Origin of the sequence: Aeromonas aquatica (assembly GCF_000764655.1) — a bacterium.
GTDB lineage: Bacteria > Pseudomonadota > Gammaproteobacteria > Enterobacterales > Aeromonadaceae > Aeromonas > Aeromonas aquatica.
On the sequence record NZ_JRGL01000032.1, the window covers coordinates 1 to 26,735 of the forward strand.

19 protein-coding genes and 2 pseudogenes are annotated in these 26,735 nt (G+C 60.7%); all 21 read right to left on the reverse strand.

Going from position 1 to position 26,735, the window contains the following annotated elements:
* Positions 1-39: 39 nt before the first annotated feature.
* Positions 40-327: a type VI secretion system PAAR protein gene (locus LG30_RS0107115; protein WP_033130016.1), complete on the reverse strand. Its 288-nt coding sequence runs from the start codon at positions 325-327 to the stop codon at positions 40-42.
* Positions 328-620: 293 nt separating this feature from the next.
* Positions 621-2,051, reverse strand: coding sequence for a VasL domain-containing protein (locus LG30_RS0107120; RefSeq protein WP_033130017.1), 1,431 nt, complete (start codon positions 2,049-2,051; stop codon positions 621-623).
* Between the two features lie 44 nt (positions 2,052-2,095).
* Positions 2,096-5,587 (reverse strand): type VI secretion system membrane subunit TssM, encoded by a 3,492-nt coding sequence (tssM, locus tag LG30_RS0107125; protein ID WP_033130018.1) that lies wholly within the window; start codon positions 5,585-5,587, stop codon positions 2,096-2,098.
* A gap of 41 nt (positions 5,588-5,628) precedes the next feature.
* Complete coding sequence (gene tssA / locus LG30_RS0107130; RefSeq protein ID WP_033130033.1) at positions 5,629-7,056, reverse strand: type VI secretion system protein TssA; 1,428 nt, start codon at positions 7,054-7,056, stop codon at positions 5,629-5,631.
* A gap of 8 nt (positions 7,057-7,064) precedes the next feature.
* A complete protein-coding gene (gene vasI / locus LG30_RS0107135; RefSeq protein ID WP_033130019.1) occupies positions 7,065-7,700 on the reverse strand; it encodes a type VI secretion system-associated protein VasI in 636 nt (211 codons plus the stop codon).
* Positions 7,700-9,238 carry a sigma-54 interaction domain-containing protein gene (locus tag LG30_RS0107140; RefSeq protein WP_033130020.1) on the reverse strand — a complete coding sequence of 513 codons (1,539 nt, stop codon included), beginning with the start codon at positions 9,236-9,238 and terminating at the stop codon, positions 7,700-7,702. Before LG30_RS0107140 ends, vasI begins: the two co-directional genes overlap by 1 nt.
* A 2-nt stretch (positions 9,239-9,240) precedes the next feature.
* Positions 9,241-11,883: a type VI secretion system ATPase TssH gene (gene tssH, locus LG30_RS0107145; protein ID WP_033130021.1), complete on the reverse strand. Its 2,643-nt coding sequence runs from the start codon at positions 11,881-11,883 to the stop codon at positions 9,241-9,243.
* A gap of 20 nt (positions 11,884-11,903) precedes the next feature.
* A complete protein-coding gene (gene icmH / locus LG30_RS0107150; RefSeq protein WP_033130022.1) occupies positions 11,904-12,683 on the reverse strand; it encodes a type IVB secretion system protein IcmH/DotU in 780 nt (259 codons plus the stop codon).
* 21 nt (positions 12,684-12,704) lie between these two features.
* A complete protein-coding gene (gene tssK / locus LG30_RS0107155) occupies positions 12,705-14,039 on the reverse strand; it encodes a type VI secretion system baseplate subunit TssK (RefSeq protein ID WP_033130034.1) in 1,335 nt (444 codons plus the stop codon).
* A gap of 2 nt (positions 14,040-14,041) precedes the next feature.
* On the reverse strand, positions 14,042-14,557 hold the full coding sequence (tssJ, locus tag LG30_RS0107160; protein WP_033130023.1) for a type VI secretion system lipoprotein TssJ: 516 nt from the start codon (positions 14,555-14,557) through the stop codon (positions 14,042-14,044).
* Positions 14,557-15,792, reverse strand: coding sequence for a type VI secretion system-associated FHA domain protein TagH (gene tagH, locus LG30_RS0107165; RefSeq protein WP_033130024.1), 1,236 nt, complete (start codon positions 15,790-15,792; stop codon positions 14,557-14,559). The genes tssJ and tagH overlap by 1 nt, the downstream gene beginning before the upstream one ends.
* A 14-nt stretch (positions 15,793-15,806) precedes the next feature.
* Complete coding sequence (tssG, locus tag LG30_RS0107170; RefSeq protein WP_033130025.1) at positions 15,807-16,805, reverse strand: type VI secretion system baseplate subunit TssG; 999 nt, start codon at positions 16,803-16,805, stop codon at positions 15,807-15,809.
* Positions 16,769-18,535: a type VI secretion system baseplate subunit TssF gene (gene tssF / locus LG30_RS0107175; protein WP_033130026.1), complete on the reverse strand. Its 1,767-nt coding sequence runs from the start codon at positions 18,533-18,535 to the stop codon at positions 16,769-16,771. The genes tssG and tssF overlap by 37 nt, the downstream gene beginning before the upstream one ends.
* Before the next feature lie 3 nt (positions 18,536-18,538).
* Complete coding sequence (gene tssE, locus LG30_RS0107180; RefSeq protein WP_033130027.1) at positions 18,539-18,970, reverse strand: type VI secretion system baseplate subunit TssE; 432 nt, start codon at positions 18,968-18,970, stop codon at positions 18,539-18,541.
* A gap of 6 nt (positions 18,971-18,976) precedes the next feature.
* Positions 18,977-20,455, reverse strand: a complete 1,479-nt coding sequence (tssC, locus tag LG30_RS0107185) for a type VI secretion system contractile sheath large subunit (protein ID WP_033130028.1) — start codon at positions 20,453-20,455, stop codon at positions 18,977-18,979.
* Positions 20,456-20,491: 36 nt separating this feature from the next.
* Positions 20,492-20,995: a type VI secretion system contractile sheath small subunit gene (tssB, locus tag LG30_RS0107190; protein ID WP_033130029.1), complete on the reverse strand. Its 504-nt coding sequence runs from the start codon at positions 20,993-20,995 to the stop codon at positions 20,492-20,494.
* A gap of 661 nt (positions 20,996-21,656) precedes the next feature.
* The gene (locus LG30_RS0107195; protein ID WP_033130030.1) at positions 21,657-23,042 is read right to left on the reverse strand and encodes a tetratricopeptide repeat protein; all 1,386 of its coding nucleotides are present in this window, start codon (positions 23,040-23,042) and stop codon (positions 21,657-21,659) included.
* Between the two features lie 138 nt (positions 23,043-23,180).
* Positions 23,181-23,786 (reverse strand): DUF6630 family protein, encoded by a 606-nt coding sequence (locus LG30_RS0107200; protein WP_238566393.1) that lies wholly within the window; start codon positions 23,784-23,786, stop codon positions 23,181-23,183.
* An 87-nt stretch (positions 23,787-23,873) separates the two neighbouring features.
* Complete coding sequence (locus LG30_RS0107205; RefSeq protein ID WP_081966041.1) at positions 23,874-24,863, reverse strand: PoNi-like cognate immunity protein; 990 nt, start codon at positions 24,861-24,863, stop codon at positions 23,874-23,876.
* A 9-nt stretch (positions 24,864-24,872) separates the two neighbouring features.
* Positions 24,873-26,192, reverse strand: a pseudogene (locus tag LG30_RS20945) (type VI secretion system polymorphic nuclease effector).
* A gap of 1 nt (position 26,193) precedes the next feature.
* Positions 26,194-26,735 (reverse strand): annotated as a pseudogene (locus tag LG30_RS0107215) (type VI secretion system tip protein VgrG); the annotation flags it as partial.

Sequence of the window (26,735 nt, forward strand, 5' to 3'; positions counted from 1 at the left end):
TAAATTGTAATCCTGTGCTATCTGCCATGAAGGGGTTCCTTATCCTGCCTGCCCGCTGCCCGAGCCAATCACCACGCCACCGCAGCCGATGGCGGTGCCGGTCACGGCGATGGGCTTGCCGTTCACCAGCACCGAGCCGACGCCCCCCGAGATGCTGCGCGGATGGGGGGGATTGTTGGGTTTGACGTGGGGTGCCAGGGGGTCACCCTGACGGGCCACCGGTTTGCCATCGAGGAAGACATTTGGGCTGGCGGCAATCACCGGGGAGGGGTGGAAGCCGTCGTGATCGGTGCCTATGTCACCGAGCAATGCAATAGTGGGGCACATCTGAATTCTCCATGTGGGCAAAGAGGTTGCCTTGACGCATCCCTCTGCCATGGCCCGGGCCCACCTAGGTGAGCCTGAGCCGAGGAACAGCTCGAGAGGCTACTCAGCAGCCTCCATGCCAACGCCATGAATTAATAAACCTCTTTTAAATCATCGCATTACCTTTAGCCTTTCGGACCTTGGCAGATCAGGCTGCAACAACTTGCCCATAGCAGCATAAACGACATAAAAATCATGCCTAATGCAGCTTATTTATCTGCCATTTGCGCAATTTGTTGCGCGGGTCGGCACGATCACCCACCCCCGTTGCCCTGCTGCAATTGATAGAGACGGACATTGAGCGCCTTCAGGTCGTTCTCCAACCCCTTGAGATCCGCCGCCGTGATGGGCTCCTGGGCTGCCTTGCGCGCCTCGAGCTCACTCAGGCGCAGGCTGAACGGGATGTTCTGCATCAGGTTTTTCTGCACCTCGTAGAGCTGGGACTTGAGGTAGGAGATGGTCACCGTCTTGCGTTGACGCTCCAGCTCCAGCAACTGATCGAGCAGGGCATCCACTCCGGCACGGGCATCCAGATAGGTCGGCACGCTGATGGGATCCCCCTGCTGACCGGCCAGCGCGTTCTGCCATTGCTTGTCCAGCGCCTTCACCGCCAGGGAGTCGGGATAGAGCATCTGCAAGGAACTGCGCAATCCCTCGCCATGGCGATAGCCGTCGAGGGGAGAAGCCTGCTCGAGGCGGGCAAGCTGGGACTGGTAGCGGGCCACCAGCTCGCTCTCCATCCCCTGCAGGGCCTGCTCCCCCAGCACGATGCGCGCCTGGCGGATGTCGTCATAACTGAGCGCCTGCGGCAACGCGGTGGCCGGCTGCTGCAGGCGCTGGGCGGCCAGCAGCTTCGCCTCTTGCTGATGTTGCCAGCCAAACCAGGCCACCACCGGCAGGGCGCAGCTGAGCAGGCCGCAGCCAAACCAGAACCAGGCGGGGCGCTGCCTGCGGTGTTGCTCAATCTTGAGAACGGTCGGTTTGACCTGCCCCTTCTCCCGCCCTACCAAGATGCTGCCCTGGGGCAGATGGGGGGTCGCAGCGCCCGAGGAGGAGACTGTGTCGTGCTCCATATCGGCCTTGAAGAACACCATGGGGGGGATCTGCAGCTCATCCTTGAGGCCAGGCTCGTCGGAGACGATGACGATCTCGGCCTCATCGAACAGGTGGGTGTAACCCTCGATGAAGTGCACCAGGTTTTCGACCCGGGGAATACGGCTTAAACCCGCATTGTGCAGCTTCTCGTTGATGAGCTGCAGCGCCCGCTCGCAGCGATAAACCAGGCGCTTGTCCTCGTGGCTGATCTGGTACTGGCGAATGACGTCACTGATGCGGGCGATGAACCAGTCCAGCATCTCGATGCGAGCCCGCTCCTGCTGCACCGGCGGCCAGAAGCTCTCCCACTGGGTCACGATGAGGTTCGCCAGAAACTCGCACCCTTCGGTGAAGCCGCTCAAGCCCTGCAGGCGAGAGCGCGCCAGGGTGAAATAGATGGCGGTCTGCAGATCCACCCCGTGTTTTTCGAAGATCTGGCTGGCGAGCTGATGGATCCTGTGCCAGTCCACCTCGGGACGGGAGGCATGGCTGAGCTTGTTGATCTCCGCACGCAGCGCCTCGTATTCCGGCAACATTCTGGGGTCACGCCCCACTTTCAGCGCCTGCTGGCCTTGCTGGTTGTTTGACATAGCAGCTTCCAAAACGGCGGGGGCAAGCGATGCCCCCGGCTTCATCAATAAAGGGATTCAGGCAATCTGAACTGACTGAACAGGCCGCCGGTGAAGGGGTTTTGCGCGCTGTCGGTGTAGACGCGATAGGTCATGGAGCCCTGATCCACCGGGAAACGCACATCGAAGGTGGCCTCGTTGACCTGAGTCAGCTCCCCCTTGTCCATCAACCGGAACATGGCCCAGGGGCCGACGAAGCCTTCGCTGCGCGGGGAGCGCTCGCGGGCGGCCGGCACCAGGGTTATCTTGCTCTCAGCCCCGTCGCGCATGGTGTTGGGCCACACCAGCGGGATCTTGGTGCGTCGGCCGTGGGCGTATTCCAGCAGTTGGCCGTCCAGGTTCAGCACGCTGCGCCGCTTGTTGGCGGTGAGCTCGATGGGCTCGAGGGCAAACTGCACCTCCAGGTTGCCCTGCTGACTGAAGAAGATCTGACGGATGCGGGCGGCCCGCTCCAGCTGTTTAAGCAGCTCGTTCTGAATGGGGGAACTGAGCTCCCCCTCCATCAGGCCGCTCTCCACCATGGGCTTGAGGTTGACCTGGTAGAAGCTGTCCAGGGTCCCGCCCGGCGCGAAGAAGCGCTCCATCTCGGACAGCGGCACGTCCTTGGTCGAACCCGGTTCGAACGGATAACGACCCGCCAGCTGGCTGTTGAAGGGGGCCAGCACCTTGTCCTGCCACTCCTGATTGAGGGAGGACATGGCGAGATCCACCACCAGCCGCGAGCTCTGCTCGGAGAGCTGCCCCACCCAGCGATCCAGCGGCGCCGGCAGGCCGCGGGCGTACTGCTGCAACGCAAACACCGGGTCGGCGTACTTGTTGGTCAGCCGCAGTTGTACTGCTTTCAAGGCAGACTGGCCCGGCTCGGTGGCGTTGACGATGAGCTCCAGATAGTGCTGCAGCTCCACCAGCTTCTGGTTCACCTCCTGCACGAGGGGCCCCTGCTCACCACGACCGGCCAGCGCCGCGTTGGTGGCCATGAAGGGGCGGCCGATGCGGGCCGTGATGGCCTGGGCCGGATCCCCTTCCACATCGGAGATCTTGCGGATGCGGGTGTTGTCGTCGAGCGCTGCCAGCACCCGCTGGAACGGTTGATCGTTGCCCGTGATGGCGGTCAGCACGTCCAGCGCCTGCTCGGGGCTCTCCAGGGTCTGCACGTCCAGGTTGGTCAGCAGGTTCTGCCACTGGTTGACGTAATCGGTGACATAACGCTCATTGACCTGGCGGGTGATCTCCTTGCGATCCGCTTCACTCAGCTGACTCAGCTTGCGCTGGCCCAGCACCCAGGCATCCATGGCAGTGAGATCGATCAGTGCCTTGTCCTGTTTGAGGAAGAAATCGCTGAAACCTGGCCAGGTCAGCAGGCGCGGCACCTGTCCCGCCTGGTCGCTGCGCAGGGTGAAGACGGTGTCGAAGGTCGGCCCCACCTCGTCGCGCACGTTGAGATCCGGCGGCAACACCTCCCCCGCCTTCACCACCAGGTTCTGGTAGACCCGCTGGTACATGGGCAACTTGCCCAGCTCGCGCTGGGCGCCGTACACCGGCTCCTTGAAGGGCACGAAGGCGGTGATGGCCCCCTGATCCCGCGCCGCCCTGGCCCCATACCAGTCGGTGTGAGCCAGGGCATAGTCGAGGTGCCCCATCAACTGCTCCTGCACCGGCCCCTGGCCCGGGAAGGCCTTCTGCCAGCGGCTCGCCATGTATTGCGCCACCAGCTCCTTGTTGCGGCCGGAGGCATCGTCCAGCATCCGCATTACCCGCAGGATGGCGAGCTTCTCCTCGCTGCCAGCCGGCGCCCGCTCGAGATCATTCAGCAGCCCCTGCATCTGGGCGGGCAGGAAGCGCAGACTCAGCAGTTGCAGGTAGGAGCCTTCCACATAGGGGCCGATCTCGTCCCCCTGATAGAGGCCGAGATCCGCCACCAGCGGGGTACGCTCGCGGTAGTTGCCAAAGGAGAGGGTCGCCTCGCGAATCAGGTTCAGGCGCGGCAACTGGCTCACCCCGAAGGCGTGATCATCGGTCAGCTCCCGGGTACTGGTGAAGGCCTGGGCCTTGGTCAGCACGTTGCGACCGGCCTCCTCGTTGACCCGGTAGAAATGGTGCCAACCACCGATGAGGGCCGCCGAGAACAGGGACAGGCAACCCAGCCCTATGGTCATGCGACGACGGCGATAGAGGGTGTGCAGCCGGTTCTCCCCGGCCAGATGGGCCTCGGGAAAGATGATGCCGGAGAACAGCTTGCGCACGAAATAGGTGTTGGACTCCCCGCGCAGGGCCGAGTGGATGGGTTCCGGCAGGTTGTAGCGGCGGGAGGCCGCCTGGGCGAACGCATCGAACGGCACCCCCTGCTGATAGACGGAGCTGATGTAGACACCGCGCACCAGCAGCGGCTTGCTCTCTTCTATTGCCAGGGTTTCGTCCAGCAGGCTGGTCACATAATCCTTGAGGCCCGCCAGTTGGCGCACGAAGGAGAACAGGGCGCTGCGCTGACCGGCATCGAGGCGGGCCAGCATCAGCTCGGGCAGGTTCTGGTTGAGGTTGTCCACCCACTGATCCCAGAACTGGGCCAGCGCCTGCTGCCAGCCGTTGCCATCGGTCGGGTTGAAGGTCACCCCCAGCACGGCCTCGCGGGCCTCCTTGTCGAGCTGCTCGTATACCACGTCGAAGCCGCGCAGCAGATCCAGCTTGGTGAAGGTGACATAGAGCGGCAACCGGGTGTTCATGGTGGCTGACACCTCCTGCAGGCGCGCGCGCATCAGCTGGGCATAGGCCTTGCGTTCGGCCACGCTGGCGTGGGAGAGCCAGGCCAAGTCCACCGTCAGCACCAGGCCGTTGAGAGGCTGGCGGCGACGGTGCTCGCTGAGCCAGTTCAGCAGATGCAGCCAGAGCCGCTCGTGCTTGCGCGCCAGCGGATCCAGCTCGGGTTCGGACTGGGACAAGAGCTCGCCGGCGGGATCCAGCATCACCGCCTGCTCCCCCAGCCAGCAGTCGATCAGCTGATCCTGCGCCAGATCCCTGAGCTCGGTATCCAGCCTGGGATTAAGCTTGTTGGCCGGGTTGGCGCGGTGGATCAGGCTGCTCTTGCCGCTGCCGGGCAGGCCCAGCACCAGATACCAGGGCATGGCGTAGAGCGCCCCTTTGCCGAGGTGCTCGTCGAGGGCCTGCAACCAGCGATTGAGGAACAGCGCCTGCCGATCGAGCAGCCCCTTCACCGGATCCTGCTCCAGCACGACCTCGTGCTGGCGCTCGGCCTTGAGTTGCTGCATCTTGCGCCACATCCGCCAGGAGAGCCCCCCCAGCAGCAGCCAGAGCCACAGCAGGGTGAACACCACTCGACCCCATAGCGGCTCGAACGGCTTGGCATCCCGGATCGCGAGGCGAGGACCGAGCCACCACACCAGGATCAGGGCGACAACCCAGAGCACGGCACCGAGCAGGGGCCAGGAGGGTTTCAATTTCGGCAGCTGTTGCCGTAAAAAGGTAAAAATGGTTTTGAACATAAAATGTGATCCAGCTCCGACTCAATGACTCATTTCGACACTTATTTCGGCAATGCAGCCGCCTGTTGCTCCAGGCGACTGACCAATCCGGGTTCCCATTGCGCCAATCCAAGGCGACTCGCCTCTTGCCACAAGTGTTGATAGTGCTGGCGCGCCAGCGCCTCCATGCCTTCCTGCACCAGCAGCTCCGCCTGCACCAACTGGGCATGGAAGCGGGCTCTGGGCTCCTTCAACTGCGTCATCCGTTCATCCAGAAGGGTCAGGGCCGCGGCCATGCCCTGCTCGCCATGACGCAGGGCGACCTCTTCGGCCAAGCTGCTGTCACCGTCGCCACCCGCGCCGCCCCTGGCGGGTTGCAACCAGCGGCTGCACTCCACGCTAAGAAAGGGGCTGCCGTCGCTGAAGCCGAGATCCCGCAGGGCCGGCAGCCGCTGCAGAAAGCCATCGAGCTCCTGGGCGATGGCCTGGGCCGGTGCGCCAAACCCGAGCTTCTCCGCCACCTGAGCCGAGAGCCGATGGCCCTCGAACCAGTAAGGCGCCAGGGTCAGGCTCTGCTCGATGCGCTGCCAGAGCGCCAGATCCGGCGCCCCCATGGCGGCGCGGTATTCGTCCACCATGTCCACCGACATGGGCGCCAGCTGGGTTTTATTGCCCGAGGACGTCATGGGCGCAGTGGTGATACCCGCCCAGATGGCGTGACGGCGCAGGCGATAGCCCACCGCCGCCTCCGGCTGACGCTCGATGAGCAGTTGTGCCACCTTGAGCTGGGTCTGGCGCCAGGCCCGGTCGTTGGAGCTGTCGATCTCGATGCCCTGTGCCTTGGCGCCACCACTGAGCACCATGGCATCCGTGCCCTGGCCGACATGGGAAGCCGTGTTCACAGCGCCCGACACAGGAGATGAGGCACCATCGGCCTCTGCCTGTGCGGCCTGCTGGCGCTGGGCCCGCTTCAGCCCCATCAACAACGGATCGAGCAGTTCTCCCTTGTCCGGACACTGCACCAGCCAGCAGGCACCGAGCTGCTCGGCCTGAGCCAGCAACTGGGCCAACTCGGCCGCCGAGGCGCTCTCGCAGACGCGTGGCAGCGCCCCCTCGAAACGCTTGACGATCTGCACCATCAGCCGCTGCTTCTGGCTGGCATTGCCGGGCCAGGCCAGCAACCAGTAGGCACGGATCCAGGACTCCAGCAGGCTCAGCGCCGCCCCCATGGGGGTCGTCTTGGCCGGGTGTTGCAGGCAGCGCAGCAGTTGGGCCAGCACCCGCATGTCCTTGGTGCGCGTCTCCAGCAGGCTGAGGCAAGCCTCGGCCACCGCATTGAGATCCACCTGGGCGTGAGCCAGGGATCCCAGCTTGACCAGTTCGGTCTCCACATAGTCCCAGCGCGGCTCGTCGGCCAGCACGGCGTTCTTTATCTGTTCATCCGGCAAGTTGGCGAGCAGGCGGGCACACCAGGGGTGTTGATAGCTCATGGCGCCCCCTACCAGCGACACTGCTGACGCAGGGGGACCAGCGCCTCTTTCAAGCCGCTCAAATCGACCCGCAGCACGACGCCGTTAGCGGCCCGAGCCTGAGTGCCGTTGTCGGCTCGCAGTTGCAACTCGCGATGGCCCAGCCAGCGCTTGAGCTCCTCGATGGCCGGCAGGCCACGGCCATATTCCAGCAGCAACCCCCGATCCCGGATAAACCAGCTCTGGGCGCTGTTGCCGGGCGAGCCGTCGAGCTCAATCTGTACCCCCTCGCCGACCCAGGGCGCATCCAGCCGCAGCCGAATGTGGGTGATGCTGTCGACGCAGCCGATGGAAAGCGTCGCCCCACGCAGGGCCGGGCGGGTCAGGATCTCGCTGCCACGAGCGGGATCGCTTTGCAGCAGGAAGGGGGGGCTCTCGGGGGTGCGACTCTGCTCCTGATCCCGGATGGCTTGCCAGGCGGCAGACATAGCCCCGGCGCCTGACTCGGTGTCGGGGCCACTGCCGAGGGCGTCGTAGCAGGCTAGCCGGATCAGCGGGGATGGCTCGCGCCGGCACTGCTGCCAACCGGCCATGTCTGGCTGAGCGCCTGGCTGGGGCACGGCGGCGCTCGCCAGTAGCAGGGGCAACAGGGTGAGGACGCTCATCAGTTCACCTCCAGCTTCTGGCACTTGTGATCCAGGGTGCGCTTGGGAATGTTCAGGCTCTCGGCCACCCGCATGCGGTTGCCCTGGAAATAACGCAGCCGCGCCTCGATGACCGAGGCCTCGTACAGCTGCATGGCCTGGCGCAGGTCGCGAATGTGGTTGTAATTGTCCAGCATCCCCGGCAGCTCCACGCAGACCCTCTCCTTGAGCTCCGGCGGCAAGGCCTCCAGCACCACCTCTTCCCCGTGGCGAGTGTGGGCGCAGGCCACCTCCAGGAGGTTGCGCAGTTCGCGCACGTTGCCGGGGAAGTCATAACTCTGCAGCTGCTTCTGGAACTGGCGGTGCAACCCGCCAAGCGCCTTGCCATCCTGCTCGGCAAACTGGGCCATGAAGTGCTGGCACAGCATGGGCACGTCGTCCATGTGCTCGCGCAGGGGGGCAATCAGCAGCAGGCACTGGCAGAGCCGATGATAGAGATCGGCACGAAACTGCCCCTCCTCCACCTGGCGGCTGAGGGGTTGATGGGTGGCGGCAATGAGCCGAAAATCGGAGTGGCTCTCCTGCTCGGCCCCCAGAGGCCGGTAGCTGCGGGTCTCCAGCACCCGCAGCAGCTTGGCCTGCATGGCGGCGGGCATGTCCCCCACCTCGTCCAGGAACAGGGTGCCGCCGTTGGCCTGGGCCACCAGCCCGGTCTTGTTGGTCAGGGCACCGGAGAAGGCCCCCTTCTGGTAACCAAACAGCTCGCTCTCGATGAGGTTCTCCGGGATGGCGGCGCAGTTGATGGCCACGAACGGCTTGCCGGCACGATCGGAGCATTGGTGCACCAGCCGGGCGACCACCTCCTTGCCGCTGCCGGTTTCCCCCTGGATGAGCACGGTTAGCTTGTGCTGCGCCGCCTGATGGACCTGCTCGCGCAACCCGCAGATCACCGCAGATTGCCCTACCAACTGGTCTGCCAGCAGCTTCTCGTGCTGCTTCTTGACCTGCCCCTCCCCTTTTATCTGGCGCAATGAGTCTCTCAGTACGCTCTGATCCCGCCGGCTGCGCCCCAGATCCCGAATGAGGGTGAGCTGGTTGCAGAACACCTGGGAGAGTTGGGCCAACTCGGGACCCAGTGTCCACTCCTGCAGTTGCTCAGCGCAGTCCATCATGGCCAGCACGGCGAACGGCTTGCCGCCGCCGTCCAGCAAGGGGAAGGCGTGCAGGCCGCACTGCTGGCCGAGGTTGGAGAGCAGGGCACGAAACTCCTTGTGCTCGATGCGGGCGCCCCCGTGAAGGGAGTCCCAGGTGCGGGGCTGGGCCTTGTGCAGCACATAGGCAAGGGGGTGGGAGAAGTCATCCACCGCCAGGGAGAGGCTGACGGCCTGCCCCTTGACCCAGCCACTGCACGCCAGCTGGCGACCGCTCACCTCCAGCATGCCGAGCAACATGCCCTTTGGCTGGAAGCTGGCGTGCAACACCTGTGACCACCATTGGCACAGGTGCGGCTCGTCGCGCTGCTCGGTCAATGCGAGGGCAAAGGCGAGGGCTTGTTCCATGTTCAAGCCCCCACCTCGGCCACGAACTGCTGATCGGCCACGAAGAAACGCACCCGGTTGATGGGCTCACCGGCCGCCAGACGCTGTAGCAGCTGCAGCGAGACGGGCGGCAGCAGGGCACCGTCGATGACGGACTCGAGCATGCGGGCCCCGTTCTCGCTGCGATTGGCGCGGCGCAGAATCTCCTCGGCCACCTCCTCGTCCAGCTCCACCTCGGCACCGAAGCGCTCCTTGAGCAGCTTCACCAGACGGCTGAGCTTGCCACCCACTATCTCTACCAGGGTGTCGTGACCGAGCGGCAGATAGGGGATCACCTCCATGCGCGCCAGCAACGCCGGCTTGAAGAAGGCGGCGAGCTCGGGATAGAGCGCATCCAGCAGCGCCTCTGGCTGCTCGGCATGGTCGACGATGGTCTGGAAGCCGAGGTTGGAGGTGAGGAAGAAGACCACGTTCTTGCAGTCGATGATGCGCCCTTCCCCGTCCGCCAGCTCGCCCTTGTCGAACGCCTGATAGAAGAGGTTGAGCACGTCCGGGTGAGCCTTCTCCACCTCGTCCAGCAGCACCACAGAGTAGGGTTTCTGGCGAATGGCCTCGGTCAGCACGCCCCCCTCGCCAAAGCCCACATAGCCCGGCGGCGAGCCAATCAGGCGCGAGACCGTGTGCTTCTCCTGATACTCGGACATGTTGATGGTGGTGAGATACTGGCGGCCGCCGAACATCAACTCGGCAATTTGCAGCACGGTCTCGGTCTTGCCGACCCCGCTCGGCCCCACCAGCAGGAAGGCGCCAAGGGGGCGACCCGGGCGGCGCAAGTCGGCGCGGGCGGTCAGCAGGTGCTTGTGCAGATGGGCTACCGCCACATCCTGCCCCTTGATGAGATCCCCCAGGTACTCCGGCAGCCGGGTCACCACGTCGAGCTCCCCCTGGGAGATGCGATTGAGCGGCACCCCTGTCCACTCGGCGATCACGGCCGCGACCTGGGTCTTGTCCACGTGCGCCGAGACCAATACCGCGCCCTGCTGCAGGGCGGCCAGCTCGCGCTCGAGCCCGGCCAGCGCCTCGGCGGCGGCTTGCGGATCCAGGGGGGCATCCGCCAGATCCAGCGCCTCTCTGGTCAGCAACTCATCCTGCTCGTCTGCAAGCAAGGCGGCCCGCAGCGCCACTATCTGCTGCACCAGCCCCTGCTGCTGTTGCCACTGGGCCTCCTGCTCCACCAGCGCTTCGCGGCAGGCAGACTGGGCGGCGTGCAGCTCGGCCAGGCGTTCGGCGTTGTCACCCAGACCGATCAGGCTCTGGCGCGCCAGCTGGCGGATCTCCAGCTCGCGCTGACGCTGCGCGTTATGCATGTGGCTGACGGCGCGCGGCGGCGTGGTGAGATTGATGGCGACCCGGGCGCAGGCGGTGTCGAGCACATCGATCGCCTTGTCCGGTAGCTGACGACCGGAAATGTAGCGGGCTGAGAGCTGGGCCGCGGCCTGCAGTGCCTCCTCGTCGATCAGCACCCCATGTGCTTTTTCGTAGATGCTGCGCAGGCCGCGCAGGATCACGGTGGCCTCCTCTGCGTCGGGCTCACCCACCTTCACCAGCTGGAAGCGACGGGACAGGGCCGCGTCTTTCTCCACGTATTTCTTGTACTCCCCCCAGGTAGTGGCGGCGATGGTACGCAGCTCACCCCGGGCCAGCGCCGGCTTGATGAGGTTGGAGACATCCAGCCCACCGGCCTGGTTGCCGGCCCCGATCAGGGTGTGAGCCTCGTCGATGAACAGGATAACGGGGCGCACTGCGTCCTTGACCTCCTGCATCACCCCCTTGAAGCGCTTCTCGAACTCCCCCTTGACCGAAGCACCGGCCTGCATGGCGCCGAGATCCAGGGTCATCAACTCCACGCCGCGCAGCTTCTCGGGCACCTGACCCGCCACCATGCGCAGGGCCAGCCCCTCGATGAGGGCGCTCTTGCCGACCCCCGCCTCCCCCACGACGATGGGGTTGTTCTTGCGGCGGCGGGAGAGGATGTCGATCATCAGATCGATCTCGTGATCCCGGCATAGCACGGGATCCAGGGTCCCCTGGCGGGCCTGCTCGGTCACGTTGACGGTGAAGCGGGCCAGCAGGCTGGCATCGGTCGGCAAGGCCGCCTGGGTGGGGTTGCCGTTGGCAGGAACGATCACTTGCGTCTCTGAGGACTCTTTCACCCAGTCATCAAACTGCTGGCGCAGCAACTCGCGGTTGACGTTGGCCAGCAGCCGGGTGGCCGAGCCAGGCAGATAACGCTGGGGGGTCATCAAGAGCACCAGCAGCAACATGCCGCTGCGCAGTTGGACATGTTGCAACTCGGCGGAGGCCAGCAGCCAGCTGTCTTGCAACCATTCCACCAGCAGTGGCGAGAAGGAGGGGTAACCCTGACCATAGCCGCTGTCGGCATGGGAGGGTTGCAGCAGGGTGCGCAGCTCGTCCACCTCCACCTCGGCCCTTTTCAGGATCTGGCGCACGTCGGACAGCGGGGTGTCCAGCATCTTTAGCAGCAGGTGCTCGATGCGGATCTCGGCCCCCTGATGGTTGACGCAGAGGGCCGCGGCCTCCTCCAGCATGTGACGACAGATGGGATTGAGTCTTTCCACCAGTACCGGTAGCTCTATACGAATCAAGGCGTGCTCTCCTCAGGATATTATTTTAATAATTCGCCCAGTTGACGCAGAACGTCCTGGGTCTGGTTATTGAGTTGCTGGTGATAGAGGCCAAAGATGATGGCCAGCACCACGGCCCCCCCCATGAACAGGCTGCGCAGGGACACCTGCTTGCGCAGCTGGTAGCGGGAGGCCTGTTGGCCGAGGTCCAGGTGAAATACGCTGGGGGCCTCGCCATTCGCCTCGGGGGAAAGCTGCTTGTGCAGCTGTTTGACGATGCGCTCGAACTCGCCTTGCCCCTTGCTCATCACCTTGTAGCGTCCCTCGAAACCGAGACACAGGCACAGGTAGATGAACTCCAGGATGTCGCGATAACGCACCGGATCTTCCTGCAGGCGGGCGAGCAGCACGAACACCTTCTCCCCGCCCCAGGTCTCGTTGTGGAAGCGGGTCAGCAGGGAGTGTTCCGACCATTCGCTCTGGCTGCCCCAGTCGCGGCCCATCACGGCCTCATCGATGAAGGTGCAGAGGATGTAGCGAAACGAGAGCACCACGCCGTTCTCGTAGCCTTGGGCCATCAGCTCCTGCTCGATGGCCTGGATCTCGGTCACCACCCGCTGGTAGAGCTCGGGCACCCGATCATGACGTGACAGCAGGCGAACCCGCTGCACCAGCCCGAGCAAGGGGGTCACGGCATCGATCATGGGATTGATGCTCTGGCCCCGCAGGCGGAACCAATGGTCCGAGTCCATGTCCAGCTGCTCGGCATGATCGAACAGCAGATCGCTGAGGTGCTCGTTCTTGAGAATGTCCGTGGTCATCTGTGCTTATTCCTTGATGGATCACTGGCTGCGAATGGCCCAGAGCTGCATGTCGAGCTCCGGGAAGTCGCCGGCGATGTGGAAGGCGAGGGTGTTGCCCACCGCCAGCATCTGCCAGGCCGGGCTCTGCCTGTCGAGCTGGAAGTAGCTGTAACCGGCGTGATAGGGCAGCTGGCGCGGTGCCACCGGCAGCGGCAGCAGCGGAATGCCCGGCAGCTGCAGGCTGATGAGTTCGCGGATCTTGTCGCTCGACGCCACCTTGGTCTGCTGCAGCAACTGCTTGCGCAGCTGCTCCTGCGGCATGCGGGCCCGCACCGCCAGCACGAAGTCGGCGCTTTGCATCAGCTCGCTCTCCCCCACCACGGCCACCATGACGCCGTACTGGTGCTTGCGCAGCTGGATGGAGACGGCCCTCGGCGACAACACTGTGCTCAGAGCCTGACGCAGGGCCAACATCACAGGCTCGAAGCTCAACTGCTGATCGTCGTGGCGATAGGCGGCAAACTCCGGCGGCAGGCGGGACTCGTCGGTGAAGGTCATCAGCTCGCCGCAGATCTGCACCAGGGCCTCGTGCAGCCGCTCCGGATGCAGGGTGCCGAGGCGGGCAAGATGGGAGAGCTGGGGCTGGGCCCGGTTGAGCAGTTGCAGCATCATGAATTCGGCCACGTCGGCGACCCCTTGCTGACCGGGCGCCGCGATGCGCTGGGAGAGGCTGCGGGCCCGCTCGGCCACCAGGCCCGCCGACTCGCCGAGGAAGCGTTTGAGAGTCGGGATGGCGGAGACGCTGATGCTGCAGGGCATGAAGTTCGGATCCAGCACCAGGCCGCCGTCCGGGCGCTTGTCCAGGATGCGGGCGATGGCCAGGGAGGCATAGGCGCTACGGTCCTCGCGCTCCAGCATCAGCCGCAGACTGACCCGTCCCACCTCGAGGGAGACCACGTCCCCCCCTTCGCTATGCAGGTCGCGCACATCGTGGCGATGGGCCTGCAGTCGGGTGGCCACCTGGCCCCCCTGATTGACCTCGTTGACCCCGCTCACCGAGAGCGGCAGCGCCAGATAGACCTTCTGGTTCGCCACCGAGGCATCGGTGACTTCCAGCGGGGTCGGCAGCACATCGTCGTTGGGAATATTGAAGACGGTGCCGTCCGGCAAGATGCCGGTAGCCCCCACCAGGGCGATGCGGCCAAACCCCAGATAGTCCTCGTTGATGACCAGCGTCTGCAGCCCGTAGAAATAGTCGGACAGCGCGCTCAGGCGAGCGTGCAGCGCGTACTCCGAATGCCTTTGCTGTTGCTGGAAGTGCTGGGGCTTGATGAAGAGCCCCTCACGCCAGATAACCCGATTTCGACTCGACATGGTCATTCTTCTTCTTGTTGTAGTTCCACTTCATCCAGACGCAGATGAACCAGGATTTGATAGGCACGGCCCGTGCTCTTGACCTTGATGACCTTGCGCCATTCGGCGCTGTCCGGATCGGCGTAGCGGGCGATCACCCCGATGTAACGGGTCTTCTCGTCGAGCTTGATGGGGGGCAGATACTTGAACTGCCCCGGCAGCAGGGTGTAGTCCTGATGATCCAGGTAGTTCTTGCCGAGCGCCTTCTCCACATCCTCGGTCACCTGGTCGTAGTCGGTGGCGAGCAGCTTGGAGTCTTCCGCCAGCAGTACCACCTGAAACTCGACAGGAGCCGCCTCTCCGCTCTCGTTGGGATTGACGTCCGGCTCGGCCAGCAGGCTCAACCCCAGGGTCGAGGGTTGATCATCCTTGCTCCCCACCTGGATATCCGGGTTCATGGCCACATCGGCCATCTTGCCCATGGTGGTACAGCCCGCCAGGGCCAGCAGACAGGCGCCCAGCATCACCACTCGCATCATCAAATCAGTCCCTGTTGCTGACGCACGGCCTGGTCATATGCCTGGGCATAGACCTGGTGGAACAGCTTGTCGAAGCCTTGCTGACGGGCGGAGGTGAGCTCGCGGTAGTAGTGCTGGTACATGTTCCAGGCCCAGCCCTCGTCGGCCATGCCCGGGGTACCGGTGCGGCGGTAGTGCTCGAAACGGCCGACCAGGGCATCCGGCGAGAAGGCTTGCAGTATGCTGTCGAGCGCCGCGCCGATCGCCTGCTGGTTCGCCACATGGTGGATGCGCACGTTACGCAGGCTCTCGGCCACCGCCGCCGGGGCCGTCAGGTGTACCGGGCTCTTCTGCTCGGCGAACATCACCGCCAGGGTCTCGTCATAACCGAGCCCGAGCCGCAGCGGGTTGTCCTCGATGGGGCGCAGGTGCCTGTCCGCCAGCGCCGCCTGATCGCTTTGCAGCTTCAACAAGCCTTCCACCATGGCGCGCACCGTCTTGCCCATCTCCTCGAGCATGTCGTGGGCCTGCTGGGTATCTTGCAGTTGCAAGGGCTGACCCAGGCCGCGCATCAGCGGGGTCAGGGCAACGTGGTCGACCCCGTCCAATGGCGGGAGGTAATCGGGGTGATTCTCGATGGAGGGCATATCCAGAAACTCTTGGGTCATGGTGTTCTCGAGGGCAGAAAAGGGGGACAGGGACGGATGTTCCATATCCGGTTGCGGGTGGAGGTCGCTCTGGCGACGGGGGTCGACCAGGGGAGTCAGGGCAGAGCGCTCATGCTGCAGCGCCAGCAGAGGATCGAGTGCCAGTGCATGGGGATCGTCCTGGCGGATCCCGGGCTCATCGCTGGTCAGCCACTCGTCCAACTGCTCGGTGGGACGGTTGCCCAGCACCTGCTGCAGGCTCTGCTCCGGGGTGATGGCACCGAGATAGGCCTTCAACCTGAACGGGCCGACGATCAGCTCGTCCCCCTGCTCCAAGTGCACCTTGCGCGCCCGCCCTATGGGGGAGGTCGCGCCATTGATGTAGGTCTGGCCGCTCAGATCGCACAGGCAGAAGCGGCCATCATGGTGCTCGACTCGGGCGTGGGCCGGCATGACGGCACCCAGCCTGTCTCGCAGGTGCCAGTCATCCTGCTCGGAAGCCCCGAGGGAACCGCCCATTTCATCGAAGCGATACTGCACCTGCTGGTTGCCATCGAGCTGCTCGCTGTTGAGCACCACCAGGGAAAGTTGCTGGTTAAAATCGTCCACATTCACTCCTGCACTTATTCCTGCACACAAATGGTCACAAACGGGTCACTCGGCGGCTGGCCGAGGAAGGAGCTCCAGCCCAGGCGCGCACTCTGCTCCTCCCCCAATCGCAGCCCCCTGGCCTGCTCCTGGCCGAAGCCGAGTCGCAGATCCCAGGCCAGCTGGTCACGCAGGATGAAGGAGACAAAGGTCACCAGGGCATGGAAATGCTCCCCGTTCGGGAGAAACCCGAGAAAATGTCCAAAACTCAGGTTGTTGATCTTCAATAAAAATTTTCCCGCGCAGTCGTTCACCTTGTCGCCGATGACAAAATCTCCCCCCAGGGTGGCGCAGGCACTGCCCAGCCGGTTCTGCTGATCCTGGTGGATGGGCACCCGGCGCCACTGCCAGGCATTGACCTCCACTTCCGCCAGATCGAAGCAGTGCGCCACCAGACCTGCCACCACCTCGGGGGAGCGGCTGGGGCTGGCCAGCATGCCCGCGTAGGAGAGCATCTTGGCGCGGTTGACCGGCAGACTGCGGCAGACCGCCTCGTTGCCGAGCCCCACCAGGGCGAACATCAGGCGGGAGAACCCATCCTCGCCGTTGTCCTGAAAGCGCACGTGGTAGCGATACTTGCGCCAGATCCGGTGCAGCAGGGTCAGCAGCCTGTGATGGAAAAAGTCCAGGAACAGGCCGAGTTTCTGCTCCCCTTGCGCGTACTCCCACGCCAGAGAATCGAGGTAATAACCGGGCATGGGAGACTGGCTGCCATGCAGACCGAGGAAGGCCACCTCCAGCTCATGGCGACCCTTGTCGTCACGGCCAATCTGCAGCACGTCGCTGGTAGGAAAGCCCAGAGAGGCGGTCGCCTTGAAGCGGATCCCCTCGTCGCTTGGCAGGTAGTCGAGCCCCCGCTCCTGATCGGCGCCATCCAGCCGGTTGAGCAGCTCAACCAGCTGAAAAAAATTGAAGCGCGGCGCGTCCTTGGCGGACGTCACATCAGGGAGTGTTGACCGATCTGGACTGGCCACTGGTAACGCTCCTTGTTGTCGAGATTGACCACCTCAAGCAGGTGGAAGGCATTGACGCTGGCATACAGCGAGAAGAAGTGCGCCAGCACTGTGCTGAACAGATAGAGCTCCCCCTCGCTGCCAAAGGCGGATTGGCGAACGTGCAGCACCGACTTGAGCCCCCGCACCGGCATGCCGCGCACCAACCGATCGACCGGGGTGGTCTCAATTTCCTCGATCCCCGCCAGCCGCTTGCGCGAGGCCTGCTCGGCCTGCTTGTCGTGCAACGCCGGGAAATCATAGGTGCGCAGCACCTGCACCAGGGCATCCCGGCGCAGCAAAGAGACATAGTTCAGCGACAGGTTGGAAATGAGGGTCCAGTGCAGACTGCCATCGAGCGCCGGGCGCAATGGCCGGGTCGGCCGGATCAGGTTGCGGAAGGTGGCAAACGAGGGCGAACTGCCGGTCGGCACACAGATGTTGCCGACCTTGAGGGTGGCGGCGCGGGAGCGATTGGTGCAGGTCAGGGTGACGGAGATGGATTCATCCAATTCGACCGTGGTGGTCTCATCCCCGCGCACGAAGGAGAGGCTGTGCTCGAAGCCGTCCCCGCTGACCGCTTCCCTGACCCGCACCCGGTAGTAGAGCGCCAGCCGCTGTTTGGCCCGCTCAATCTGGTGCTGGAAGCTCTCGAACGGCTGATAGATGCGCGGCGTGCCACGAGAACGGCCCAGGTTGCCCTCCACCCAGCCTTCCACCTCGTCGACCGAGAAGATCTCGAAGCTATCCGCGTGACGGTAACTCGCCTTGAGCGGATACTCCGCCTGACGACCGTTGAGGTTGACCGGCTCGCTGTCGTGCCGGAACAAATTGATGGCCGGTACACAGTTGAGCATGAAGGAGTCGGGGCGGATCTTGAGCTCGGCGGGCAGCGGTTTGTCGAAGCAGAAGTGGATCTTGAACTCGCTGACCGGCAGAGGCTGCCTGGGCCAATCATCACCACTGAGCTCGAAGAACAGGAAGCTCTGTGGGAAGCAGAAATACTCCTGCAGGATGCGATAGCCGGAGTAGACGTTGTTCGGATAGGGCAAGAGCGCATCGTCGCGCTCGAAGCCGATGGGCTTGAGGGCCTTGGCCTCCTGGCGAAAGCGCTTGCCGTCTATCTCCAGCTCCATATGGGAGAGCTGGTTGGAGAGCCAGAAGTAGAGCTCATAGGCGGTATAACTGTCCCCGCCGAGGAAGAAGCGCAGCTTGTCGAGCTGCAATTCACTGAGCGGCAAGGGGGCATGGAGGGCGATATCCAGCGAGATGGTGGAGAGATCGTTGCCACTCTGAGAGGCGATATGGCGGATATCGGCCGGGTAGATCCAGGCGTCATGGCTGGTCTGGAAGTGACAGGTCACCTCGTCGATGGGCAGGCTGTCGAGCTGACAACCCTGCTTGACCAGCGCAGGTTGGGTGATGGCGCCCGGAATGACCGAGAACTGCATGATGGTCATGCTGGGCACGGGGCGCAGATAGTTGGGCCAGAGCATATTGAGCAGACCATGGGTCAGCTCGGGGAACTCATCCTCGATCTTGGCGCGCAGGTTGCCGGTGAGAAACGCGAAGCCTTCCAGCAGGCGCTCGACATCCGGATCCGTATTTTGCTCGGACAAGAAACGGGTGAGTTCGGGATAGGCATCGGCAAATTCGCGCCCTTGCAGGCGCAAAAATGCCAGTTCATCCCTGAAGTAATGTTCCAGCGACATTGATCAGACCATGCGGTAGTGACGGTGACTGTCCATGTGGACGTTGAACGAGGTAACCTGTTCGATGTGCTCCAGCCTCACGTGGGCCGTCACCTGAAACGACATCTCGAGCGGGCTCGCCTGATGGTCGGGTGAACGGACTTCCACGTGAATGATCCGCGGTTCATACCGACGGATGCATTGCCGGATCGCCTCACGGATCCGTCCCTTGATATCGGCACTGCCCTGAGTGGCGTCATTGAGATCGATGACGCCCAGCTCCGGGGCACTGCGACAATTGCCGGGACGGGTGTTGAGGATCTGATCGAGCTGCCGTTTGACAGAATCCACCAGTTCATCAACTTCCGAGCGGGGGGAAGGAACCAGCCCCTCCCCCCGGATCCTGTCAAACAGGCTGGCCGCATTTCCTCTATCCCAGGAAGAGAGAGACGGCATCGGCCATTATTCCTTGTCCAGACGACCCACCAGGGACAGCTCGAAGCTGGCGCCCATGTACTTGAAGTGCGGACGCACGGCCATGGCGACCTGATACCAGCCCGGCTCACCTTCCACGTCCAGTACCTTGATCTGGGCGGCGCGCAGCGGACGACGGCTACGCACGTCTGCCGGCGGATTCTCCTGATCGGCCACGTACTGCTTGATCCAGCCGTTCAGCTCACGCTCCAGATCCTGACGCTCCTTCCAGGAGCCGATCTGCTCGCGCTGCAACACCTTGATGTAGTGTGCCAGGCGATTGATGATGAACATGTAGGGCAGCTGGGTACCCAGCTTGTAGTTGGTCTCCGCTTCCTTGCCTTCCTTGGTGTTCGGGAACACCTTGGGTTTTTGCACCGAGTTGGCGGAGAAGAAGGCCGCGTTGTCACTGTCTTTGCGCATGGTCAGGGTAATGAAACCCTCTTCGGACAGCTCGTATTCACGACGGTCGGTGATCAGCACCTCGGTCGGGATCTTGGCTTGCAACTGACCCATGGCCTCGTAGACATGCACCGGCAGGTCCTGGATGGCGCCGCCGCTCTGGGGGCCTATGATGTTCGGGCACCAGCGGTACTTGGCGAAACTGTCGGTCAGGGAGGTACCCATCAGATAGGCGGTGTTGCCCCACAGGTAGTGGTCGTGATCCGAGCTGATGTCTTCCTGATAATTGAAGCCCTTGATGGGGTTCTCGGTCGGATCGTACGGCAGACGCGCCAGGAAACGCGGCGCGGTCAGCCCCAGATAACGGGCATCCTCTGACTCACGCAACAAGCGCCACTTGGTGTAGGCCGGGCCTTCGAACACCGACTTGAGATCCTTGATGGACGGCAGATCGGTGAAGCTGTCGACGCCGAAGAAGGCCGGGGCGACGGAGGAGATGAAGGGGGCATGGGCCATGGCACCGACCGCGCTGACATACTGCATCAGCTTGATGTCGGGGGCGCTGTGGGTGAAGGCATAGTCGCCGATCACGGTGCCGATGGGTTGACCACCAAACTGGCCATAGCCGGTCGAATAGACATGTTTATAGAGGCCAGACTGGGTGATTTCAGGTGAAAATTCGAAATCTTCCAGCAGTTCCTCTTTAGTCGCATGCAGCACCTGGATCTTGATGTTCTCACGAAAATCGGTGCGATCCACCAGCAGCTTGAGTGAACGCCAAGAGGATTCCAGCTCCTGCACCTCTTTGGCGTGCAGGATGACATCCATCTGCTTGCTCAGCTTCTTGTCGAGCTCGACAATCATGCTGTCCACCAGCGCCTTGTTGACCGGATCCGTGGTTGTACCGCTGTCCAGAATGTTGGCGATCAGGGCGGCGACCCCCTGCTTGGCGACACTGTAACCCTCGTCCACCGGCGTGATACGGGCCTGCGCCATGATTTCGTCCAGCAAGGACGAGGAGGCAACACTCGCCCCCGCTTGAACCTGTTCTTCGACCTGAGACATAATTTTTCCTTATCGATCAGTTAATTAATCTGCAGATCACTCGGCAGGCTTAATCAGATCCAGCTCCTTGAGCAGTTGCTCGCGAGCCTCGCCACTGGACAGCAGATCCTGCAAACGATTGCGGAAGGACGGGATATTTCCCAGGGGTCCTTTCAGGGCAACCAGCGCCTCACGCAGTTCCAGCAGCTTGCGCAACTCGGGCACTTGCTGGGCAACGCTGTCTGGGGTGAAGTCTTCCAGGGACTGGATCTTGATCGACACGGGCAAGTCGTCCTGGCTGTTCTCTTCCAGGCGATTGGGAACGGAAAATTTCAGCTCCAGTGCAGATTCTTTCATGACGGAAGAAAAATTATTCTTGTCGATGGAGACGGTCTGACGCTCCTCAATGGGGGTCTCTTCCGTACGTCCTTTCATGTTGCCAACCACCATCATGGTCAACGGAAGCTCAATTTCCGCCTGCTGACCGCTGGTTGCCGGCACATATTTGATATTAATACGCTCTTTAGGCGCAACAGTGGCGCCATCAATTCCTTTTCCCATGCTCTAAATACCAAGTTAAGGATCCATGAAGACCCCAAAGCTTATAGCCAACGCTCATGCTGGCAACTGTAAAAAATGACAGTTGACGCGTTAAACCTAGTTTTAGGTGAATGAACGTTAGCCGACGAGGCATTTTTGACATATATCAAGCCGAGGCATTGATAATCAAAAACGCAATATGTAGCTTATTACTTATACAACCAGATCCTGCCTCTACTCTTCGTTAGAGGTCTTTATGACATAGGATCCATTCGCGACAAATGGTATATTTGCGATTATCTTTACGTCAATAAAAAATATTTAAAAAGCATTTAAAGACTGATGTAAATTCAATAAAAACCATTGAAATCAACAAGATATATACAAAAATTATTTTGCAAAAAATATCTTAAATCGGATTTAAATGCAGAGTGGTGATGTTTGATGCGCAACTTGATTAATGATTTCGTCATCAAAGCCATGGGGAAGTATTAATACTTGACAACTGGGTGAGCACTCCTGAGAAATGATATTGTCTATCTGACAAAAAAACAACCATGTAAAATGCATTTTAAATACTCCCCATAGAGCGCAAAAAAATATCCCATGGCATTCATCATCACGCCATGGGACTTTTCCATTTAATATGAACATTTACTGTGTTTAATCATCTTGTTGAATACTATGTATTGTCCTTCATCTTCTCCGGTGGATGACCTTTCTCCAACTTGATGAACCAGTGCTGGGCCAGTTTTTGACCAGAGGCTTTCTCTTGTTTTGTCATCCCTTTTTCCAGCTCATTGCCTGCATCGGTCGCGTCCTTGTTTCCATCGGTAGCCGCGAGCAGATACCATGCATAAGCATGCAAGCGGTTGCGAGGTGCGCCCCAGCCTCGCTCACGCATGGTTCCCATGCGATATTGCGCCTGCCGGTGATTGGCATTGGCCGCCAGCCGATACTGCTTGAGCGCCTGAACATAGTCCGCCTCCCCACCCAGCCCCAGCCGCAGCATCTCCCCATAGGCATAGCGGGCATCGACGTTGCCCTGCAACGCCGCCGAGGCGAGGCTCTGACGCGCCGCCACCAGCTCACCCCGCCCTTGCTGCAATTTGGCCAGCTCGAGTTGTGCCTGGCTCACCCCGCCTTTGGCCGCCAGCGTTAGCCAGTGCTCTCGCGCCGCCGGGTCGCTCTGTTGCAGACTCAGCTGATATTCAGCCTCGTGAGAGCCATGGCTAGCAGCCAGCTCCAGCCAGTAACGACCGAGCGCGAGATCCTGCGACACCAGCTCACCCGCCAGATAGGCTTGTCCCAACCACAGCTGGGCCTGGGGAGCACCGGTATCGGCGGCGCGCTGATAGAGGGGCACGGCCTCGGCACCACTCGCCTGTCTGGCCAGGATCAGCAGGGCATCAGGTTGCTGCTGGGCCGCGGCTTTCTCATACCAGCGCTGGGCGAGATCGGGTCGCTTGGCTACCCCCTTGCCCTGCTCATAGCGCAGGCCGAGCCGATATTGGGCGTCACGATTGCCCTGCTCGGCGGCCTTTTCCAGCCACTGAACCGCATCGGCATCGGCGCCTGGCTGGCTGGCATACCACTCCCCCAGGATCAACTGCGCGCCGGCATGATCCCGTTTAGCCGCCTGCTCGAACCAGTCGAGGCAATCATCGACCAGCTTGCCCTGATATTGCTGCCGGCACGCCAACCCCAGCTGATAGCTGGCGTCCGCATTACCCAGCTTGGCCGAGCGCTGCCACCAGTCCTGGGCCAGCTTTGGGTTCTTGGGTTCACCCAGGCCAGTCTGATACCAACTCCCCACCTGCAGCGCGGCCTTGCCTCGCACATCCGCATCGGCTGCCAGTGGCCCGTTTTGCTCCGCAGCCTGTTTCATCCAGCGCATCGCCTCGGGATAATCTGGCTTGGTCGCCAGGCGATTGGCCAGCTCATACTGCGCCTTACCTTGGCCCTGCTGGGCGGCTTGAGAGAGTTCGGATTCGGTCTGTGACGTCGTTGTGGTACAAGCGGCGAGCCAATGGCTCGCCAGCACCAACCATAATGTGCGGTATGTCATCGTTTGTATCTGCGAATAATTAGGATGGTAGGGGTGGTTGCGTACATAACACTTTCTTACAACTTGATTGATTTTCTATTTCTCATCAACTGTCTTTAAATAAATCGTATTCCAGAAGATTCATACTGATTCAGAATATTATTGTTCGTTCACATGGTCCAACTTGACCAGTTCCAAACCCAGCTTACCCCCCTCATTTAACAGCTTATCAAGAATATTTGATGGGCAAATGAAACCTGTATATTGATCAGCGCTGATATCCAAAAGCACGACATCATATCCTCGCGCTTGCAACCATAGGTCATAAAGTACCAGCATGCTCCAAACCGATGCGTCCTCATCCGGCTCGGAGCACATGAAATGCTCCTTCAAACCGTGAGTATCCGCCAATGCGTTTCCTTGTAACCCAACTTCCTCAACGTCTCGCCAGTCGATATTGAGACATACCCAACGCTCATCGGAATTCAGCTCAACAAGTGTTGACACGATACGACCCTGTAGCGCATCGGCGTTCGTATTCATCAGAGAGTTCACTCTGCCGACTCTGATGTCTTCAGGCAGAGGGGATAGTAAAGTCGATAGAAACCATTTTTTTCTTCGTCTTTCGACATAAACCATGGGAATTAACAGGGGAGACAAGATGATGACAGAGAGGATCAGGAATAGTTCTTTTATCGCCTTCACTCTTCTTCCTCGATTTTTTTCATACAGAGCCAAGGGTGCCAGGCAATTCGTGCCTAACATGAATGAGCCTGCGCAATAACATCAAACGTCACTCGGGCATCGAGATATATCGACCATGCAGGCTGTGCATGATCGATAAAATGCAGACTACTCCTGTACCCAGAACAACATGTCATCCTTGTTGATATGGGTTTGGGAAGGCAACTTCTGTCCTTTTCGCAGTTGCCACTGTTCATCAGTCAGGTTGCACCGCCAGTTGCCATCCTGCTCCACCACAGAGCCCGGCATGGCAATGGGATGTTGAACCACTCGCAGTGCCTGCCATTTTTCTGCAATACCATTCGCTCTGGCATGATCGACCAGATCCTTGGGGTAATAGCGCATATCCCGATAACTGCTGTCGTCCAACTCATAGAGCAGGGTGACAAGCGCCGCTTCAAAAGCCCAATAGCCAAAGTAGATGGCATGCTTTGCCTTGTGCCTGTCGTACCAATAACACTCTTTACATCCCTTGTACCACCCCTTGAGATATTGCTTGATGCTCGCCTGACGCTCAACCCTGGTGGGATTCACACCATCACCCTTGATGGCATCAAACAGCGGGCGATAAACCTCGGGGATATAGGATTCTGGACCACGGGGGAGACCGGGATAGCCCAAGCGAGCCAACAACATGCTCCACAGCGGGTCGTCGTCTCCTTCCGGATTTTTACTGATATAACGCACCAGCTCGGGCAGCATCTCATCCTGCCCATAGAGGATGCTTAATGAGAACATCCAGAGCAGATATTGATAGGCATCTTGCTCCCAATAATAGAAAACACTATCTGAAAACTCTTTCTTATGACGCAATAGTTCTTTTTTTACTATAGAAAGGCATGCTTTTATATCTTCGTGGGATGCACCGCCGGAATAAAGAAGAATCGCGTATTCCAAGTTGTCCATGAACATGCTTTCACTGGCCATGGAGCGTGTAGGACGTCGATATGGATCACTCCAGCGCTCGTGTAAAGGATCGTGTATTTTGGCCCACCAACTTGGGTCAAAATATGACGACTCTTTATAATTCTCTATCTGTTCTAAAAAAAATGGCTCAGATAGTAATGGATCTCGACGCTGTTCAATAAACGAATTCATTCACTGCTCCTACTTGATCGAAATCGTACCTACGGCATTAGCTGACTTATCCAGCTTGGTTATCTGTATCACTTTACCAGACTCATCGACAATCATTAGCCAAGCATCATAACCTTCATTTTTAAGGTCTTTTAATATTTTCTTGTCAGTTATCTCATCGGGTAAGCGCTTATCGATCCACTGGCCGCTCATCTGCTTGCCAGACCCCTTGGTCATCGACAATAACTGGGTACTCTTGGTGCCATCCTCATCGATATACTCGCCCCCTGCCGTCCGAAACTTGGTCTCGGTCACCACGTAGGGAGGCGGAGGATTGGTGTTCTTGTAGATACCATCGATGCCCCGCCCTCTGGGCTTGTCGTTCAGGCTACGTACCCGGCGATGTTCTGGCAACAGATTCTCGAACTTGTGATTTGCCATCCAGTTGTCGCTGATTATCTCGCCATAAATCCCTTTCTAGGAGCGGCTCAAAATCTGGAGATCCACTTTGACGACATCATCCGGCAGCGGGTGGATAACGGTGCCACCGGGCACGGCCTTGTAACCTGGGGCATGCTTGACCGCCTCTTTCTCCAATCCTGCGGCAATCTCATCGAGGGATTTGAGCACGGGCCCCATGGCCGCTGGCAGCATCTGGCCGGCCTGTGACTGCATCTGCAGCACCATACGCTGGGATTGCTCAAGCCAGACTTTGACCGAAGCGGGAGCCAACCCATTGATCTTGCTAATCAAACCAGTGAGAGAGCTGACAGCATCGTCAAGATAGCCCAGCAGCACACTGACCGCGACCTGTCCTCTCAGACCTCGGATCTGACCTGCAAATTTTTTCAGCACGGTATCAAGACGCGAGATGCCCAGCACCTTCTTGACCTTGGGATCGCTTAAAAAAGTCAGCACTGGTGCCATGGCGGGTCTGATCGCCTTGGTGGCATCCCCGCCAGCCTTGCGGACAAACAGGAAGATGATTTTCAGCACCCCCTTGAGGGCAGAGCCCAGTGACGGGATCAGACCTATCAGGGTGAAACAGAGGAAAACCCACTTCTCAGGCTGTTTGTGATCGCGGGAAATATCTCGTGCATTGGCGATTAGATCGCGACAGTCCAGCACCTGGTCGACAACGGGGATCAACCCCAACACGGCATTGGCGGCAATCTGCCCCGCGCTTTGATTGGGATTGAAATCCCCCTGAAGGGCTTCCCAGATCCATTGCAGGCTAGAAGCTATCCCCTTCTTTACTGCATCGGCACTTTGTTTGACATAGGCAGCGCCGCCGGAAACGGCCTGATCCAGATGGTCATAGAGCCGCTCAAACAGATCATTACCAAACATATCAACCCTCGTCGCTCAGACTATCGAGATGGCCAGAGAGGGCCGAGATGGGTTCACGGGGCAAGTCGACAAAGTTGTCCTCCAGGTCATAGGTCACGGATGCCGTACCGGCAGGCACCTCTTCCAACAGCGCCATGCCTTCACCATCCAGGGTCCCTTCCCGCACCGAACCATCGCTCAATACGGCCTTGTAGGGGGTGCCCGCCAAGGGCATCAACTCGGAGTCGAGGTGATAAAACTTCATCCAGCGTTTTTGAGGGACATCCAGCATTTCCTTTAAACTCTTGGGAATTTGGCCCGCCCAACCGGCGCCCGAGCCCGGGCTGCCGCCGGAGTTCATCTTGATGGTGGGCCCCACCAGGGTGACGCCACCGCCATCGACCTTGATAAAGCAGCCGCCGACCTTGACGGTGATCTCGGAGCCCGCCTCCAACACCACCTTGGCACCGGCCTTGACGTGCACCTCCTGCCCCGCCTGGGTGAGCCAGCTCTGCCCGAGTTTTTGATGCATAGACACATCCACGGTGAGCGAGTAATCGGCTT

Coding starts and splice junctions, on each gene's coding strand:
- LG30_RS0107115 (WP_033130016.1), bottom strand. CDS start 327: ATGTGCCCCACTATTGCATTGCTCGGTGACATAGGCACCGATCACGAC.
- LG30_RS0107120 (WP_033130017.1), bottom strand. CDS start 2,051: ATGTCAAACAACCAGCAAGGCCAGCAGGCGCTGAAAGTGGGGCGTGAC.
- tssM (WP_033130018.1), bottom strand. CDS start 5,587: ATGTTCAAAACCATTTTTACCTTTTTACGGCAACAGCTGCCGAAATTG.
- tssA (WP_033130033.1), bottom strand. CDS start 7,056: ATGAGCTATCAACACCCCTGGTGTGCCCGCCTGCTCGCCAACTTGCCG.
- vasI (WP_033130019.1), bottom strand. CDS start 7,700: ATGAGCGTCCTCACCCTGTTGCCCCTGCTACTGGCGAGCGCCGCCGTG.
- LG30_RS0107140 (WP_033130020.1), bottom strand. CDS start 9,238: ATGGAACAAGCCCTCGCCTTTGCCCTCGCATTGACCGAGCAGCGCGAC.
- icmH (WP_033130022.1), bottom strand. CDS start 12,683: ATGACCACGGACATTCTCAAGAACGAGCACCTCAGCGATCTGCTGTTC.
- tssK (WP_033130034.1), bottom strand. CDS start 14,039: ATGTCGAGTCGAAATCGGGTTATCTGGCGTGAGGGGCTCTTCATCAAG.
- tssJ (WP_033130023.1), bottom strand. CDS start 14,557: ATGATGCGAGTGGTGATGCTGGGCGCCTGTCTGCTGGCCCTGGCGGGC.
- tssF (WP_033130026.1), bottom strand. CDS start 18,535: ATGTCGCTGGAACATTACTTCAGGGATGAACTGGCATTTTTGCGCCTG.
- tssE (WP_033130027.1), bottom strand. CDS start 18,970: ATGCCGTCTCTCTCTTCCTGGGATAGAGGAAATGCGGCCAGCCTGTTT.
- tssC (WP_033130028.1), bottom strand. CDS start 20,455: ATGTCTCAGGTCGAAGAACAGGTTCAAGCGGGGGCGAGTGTTGCCTCC.
- tssB (WP_033130029.1), bottom strand. CDS start 20,995: ATGGGAAAAGGAATTGATGGCGCCACTGTTGCGCCTAAAGAGCGTATT.
- LG30_RS0107195 (WP_033130030.1), bottom strand. CDS start 23,042: ATGACATACCGCACATTATGGTTGGTGCTGGCGAGCCATTGGCTCGCC.
- LG30_RS0107200 (WP_238566393.1), bottom strand. CDS start 23,786: ATGTTAGGCACGAATTGCCTGGCACCCTTGGCTCTGTATGAAAAAAAT.
- LG30_RS0107205 (WP_081966041.1), bottom strand. CDS start 24,863: ATGAATTCGTTTATTGAACAGCGTCGAGATCCATTACTATCTGAGCCA.